3 protein-coding genes and 1 pseudogene are annotated in these 3,956 nt (G+C 63.2%); all 4 read left to right on the forward strand.

The window, feature by feature from the left end:
- Positions 1 to 680: pseudogene (locus tag WBB85_RS10435) on the forward strand (glucose-6-phosphate dehydrogenase); the annotation flags it as partial.
- Positions 677 to 1,348: a 6-phosphogluconolactonase gene (gene pgl, locus WBB85_RS10440; RefSeq protein WP_432638555.1), complete on the forward strand. Its 672-nt coding sequence runs from the start codon at positions 677 to 679 to the stop codon at positions 1,346 to 1,348. The pseudogene WBB85_RS10435 and the gene pgl, both read left to right, overlap by 4 nt.
- A gap of 21 nt (positions 1,349 to 1,369) precedes the next feature.
- Positions 1,370 to 2,968: a glucose-6-phosphate isomerase gene (pgi, locus tag WBB85_RS10445; protein ID WP_432638556.1), complete on the forward strand. Its 1,599-nt coding sequence runs from the start codon at positions 1,370 to 1,372 to the stop codon at positions 2,966 to 2,968.
- A 72-nt stretch (positions 2,969 to 3,040) separates the two neighbouring features.
- The coding region (locus WBB85_RS10450) for a hypothetical protein (RefSeq protein ID WP_432638557.1) at positions 3,041 to 3,956 on the forward strand (916 nt) is incomplete at its 3' end.

Below are 3,956 nucleotides of genomic sequence, written 5' to 3' on the forward strand. Positions count from 1 at the left end.
GGGATGAGAAGCTGAAGGTCAGCCATGCGCTTTTGCCGGTGGAACCCGATGACATCGTGCGCGGCCAGTATCGTGGCGGAACTGCGAAAGGGGGGGCACCCTCTTATGCCGAGGATGTCGAAAACCCCGCCACGAAGACCGAAAGCTATATCGCGCTGAAGACCCATATCGCCAACTGGCGCTGGAAGGGTACGCCCTTTTATCTGCGCACCGGCAAGAAGCTGCGCGGCCGGGCCTCGGAAATCGCTATTGTCTTCAAGGAAGTGCCGCATTCGATCTTTGGAGATGAGGAGGGCTGGCGCGAGAATGTGCTGGCAATCCGGCTGCAACCGAATGAGGGGATGAACCTGAGCGTCATGATCAAGGAACCGGGGCCGGGCGGTATGCGTCTGACCGAGGTGCCCTTGGACATGTCCTTTGCCGAGGCTTTGGGTGAAGATGGCGCGGATATCCCCGATGCCTATGAACGCCTGATCATGGATGTGATCCGCGGCAACCAGACGCTCTTCATGCGCGGGGATGAGGTGGAGGCCGCCTGGGCCTGGACCGATCCGATCATCGCGGCATGGGAGGCACGAGGTGATCGGCCGAAAGGCTACGATCCGGGCTCGTCGGGGCCGGAAGATGCGCTTATGCTCCTGCACAGGGATGGCCGGAGGTGGCGGGAGATCCGCGAATGAAGTTTGTTGAATATCCAGATGCCGAACTGATGATGTTCGATCTGGCCGACGTGCTGGCCAGTGAACTGGCCTCGGCTTTGCGTCGCAATGACGGGGCGAGCCTCTGTGTGCCCGGCGGCACCACGCCCGGCCCGGTCTTTGACGTCCTTTCGGGCGTGAAACTTGACTGGGACCGGGTCACGGTCTTTCTGAATGACGAACGCTGGGTGCCTGAAAGTCATGAACGCTCGAATGCGCGGCTGTTGAAGGCGCGGTTGCTGACCGGCCGCGCCGCTGCCGCGACCTACCTGCCGTTGTATGCAGATGCGGGCGCACCCGAAGACGCGGTTGATGCACTCGCGGCTGCCATTGAACCCCACCTGCCCATCGATGTCCTGCTTCTTGGCATGGGGGCGGACATGCACACTGCCTCACTCTTCCCGGGCGCCGACCGTCTGGCCGAGGCTTTGGCCCCCGATGCGCCCATCCTGATCCCGATGCGTGCGCCGGGCGCGGCCGAGCCGCGGATGACCCTTTCGGCCCGGGTGCTGGCGGATGCGATGACCTGCCATATCGTCATCGCCGGGGCCGAAAAACGCGCGGCCGTTGAGCGGGCCGAAAGCCTGCCGCCGGAAGAAGCGCCGGTGGCCGCCGTCCTGGCCAATGCGACGGTCCATTGGGCCCCCTGAATTCTGATATCCGGAGAGACGATGACCCCTTGGGAAGACCTGCGCTGTCACCATGAGGCCCATTCCGGCCGCCCGATCCTTGACCTCTTCAAGACCGAAGGGCGGGCCGGGAGTTTCTCAATCGCCGTTGACGGGCTTCTCTTTGACTATTCGAAAACGTCAATCGACGCCCATGCCCGCGATCTGCTGATCCGGCTGGCCGAGGCCGCGCATCTTGCCAGCCGACGGGACGCGATGTTCGCGGGGGAGAAGATCAATGAAACCGAGGGGCGGGCGGTTCTGCACACGGCACTCCGCCACCTTGACGGGGCAGTGACGGTCGATGGCACGGATGTGATGCCTGAGGTCCGCGAGACCTTTGAGCGGATGGAGGATTTCGCCCGCGCTATCCGCGAGGGTCGGATCACCGGGCAGGGCGGCGCGATCACCGATGTGGTCAATATCGGCATCGGCGGATCGGATCTCGGCCCTGCCATGGCGGCGATTGCGCTGGCACCCTATGCCGACGGGCCACGGGCGCATTTCGTCTCGAACGTGGACGGCGCGCATGTGCATGATGTGCTGGCCGGGCTGGACCCTGAAACGACGCTGATCGTGGTGGCGTCAAAGACCTTCACCACGATCGAGACGATGACCAATGCCGAAACGGCGCGAAAGTGGCTGGCGGCGAAGGTCGCCGATCCCGGCGCGCAATTCGCCGCCGTCTCGACCGCCGCCGGGAAGACCGCCGCCTTTGGCATTGCGCCCGACCGGGTCTTCGGTTTCGCCGATTGGGTCGGCGGGCGCTATTCGATGTGGGGGCCGGTGGGTCTCACGCTGATGATCGCCATCGGGCCCGAGAATTTCCGCGCCTTTCTTGATGGCGGTCGGGCGATGGATGACCATTTCCGCGCCGCTCCGCTTGGTCAGAACATGCCGGTGATGCTGGCGCTGGTGGGCCTTTGGCACAACCAGATTTGCGGCCATGCCACCCGTGCGGTTCTGCCCTACGAACAGCGCCTTGCCCGGCTGCCCGCCTATCTTCAGCAATTGGAGATGGAGAGCAACGGCAAGCGCGTGGCGATGGACGGGTCCGATCTGACCATGCAGTCCGGCCCCGTGGTCTGGGGCGAACCCGGCACCAACGGCCAGCATGCCTTTTACCAGCTGATCCATCAGGGGACGCGGGTGATCCCGTGTGAATTCCTTCTGGGCCGCGAGGGGCATGAGCCCGAGCTTGCGCATCAGCACCGCCTTCTGGCGGCCAATTGCCTTGCGCAATCCGAGGCGCTCTTGCGTGGGCGTTCGCTGGACGATGCACGGGCGATCATGGCGGCAAAGGGGCTGACCGGCGCGGAACTGGACCGGCAGGCCCGCCACCGGGTCTTTCCCGGCAACCGGCCCTCGACAACGCTGCTCTATCCGAAACTCACTCCTTTCGTCCTTGGCCAGATCGTGGCGCTCTATGAACACCGTGTCTTTGCCGAAGGTGTGATCCTCGGGATCAACTCATTCGACCAATGGGGGGTGGAACTGGGCAAGGAACTGGCGCTGGCGCTGGAGCCGGTTTTGTCAGGGCAAGACGATGGGGCAGGCAAGGACGGCTCTACCCGCGCGCTTGTCGACTGGCTGCGTAGTTAAGCGAATCTTCAATCCCCGCACGCATGGTGACCGGTGACGCGCGCAGTGGCGCGTTTTCGGACGGACCATGCCATGCGCCTGCTCGACAATGTCAGCCTTGCCCTGAAGCTGCCGCTCGTGCTCGGCTCGGTCGCGCTCGTGGCGCTGCTGACGATGGGTTACACCGGCTATCACTATGCCCGGGCGGCACTTCTGAAGGCGGGTGAGGAACAGGTCGATATCATCGTCGACACCAAAGAGCTGGAGGTTGAAGCGTGGTTCGCGGTCGTCTCTGCCGATCTGCGCTCGCTGGCCGAAAGCCCGCAGACGGGCCGGGCCTTGCGCGACTATGCCCGCGCATGGGAACGGATGGGCGACGCACCCGGCGCGCTGCTGCGGCATCATTTCATCGAACTCAACCCCCACCCGAAAGGGCTGCGTCACAAACTCAAAAGCGTATCCGACATCTCGGACTATTCCATTGCCCACGGGCGCTACCACGGCGTTTACACCGCCTTTGTCGAACAGAAAGGCTACCACGATGTCCTGATGGTCGATGTGGCGGGCAACGTGATCTATTCCGCCGCGAAGGAAGAGGATTTTGGCCAGAACCTCTTTACCGGCGAACTGCGCTCCACCAGCCTGTCGCGGCTGGTAAGGCGGGTGATGCATTTACCCGAAGCGGACGTAATATTCGCAGATTTTGCATTCTATGGCCCATCGGGTACCGAACCGGCCAGTTTTGCCGCCGTGCCGTTACGCGACAATGATGGCAAGACTGTAGGGGCTTTGGTCTTTAAGATCGGGGCCGATCAGGTCACGGCACTGACCCTCGGGCCGGCCGAACACCATCATGAGGAAAGCCTGACCTATCTCGTCGGCAAGGACCTAAAGCTGCGGTCGGATGTTCTCGGCTTTGATGGACATTCCATTCTGTCGCTGCGCAGCGCGTCCCAGACGGTGAGGGCCGCATTTGCCGAAGGCGAAGCGCTGATGCTGGAACCGGGGC

This window comes from Albidovulum sp. (genome assembly GCF_049646345.1).
In the GTDB taxonomy this organism is placed as follows: Bacteria; Pseudomonadota; Alphaproteobacteria; order Rhodobacterales; family Rhodobacteraceae; genus Albidovulum.

Coding starts and splice junctions, on each gene's coding strand:
- pgl (WP_432638555.1), top strand. CDS start 677: ATGAAGTTTGTTGAATATCCAGATGCCGAACTGATGATGTTCGATCTG.
- pgi (WP_432638556.1), top strand. CDS start 1,370: ATGACCCCTTGGGAAGACCTGCGCTGTCACCATGAGGCCCATTCCGGC.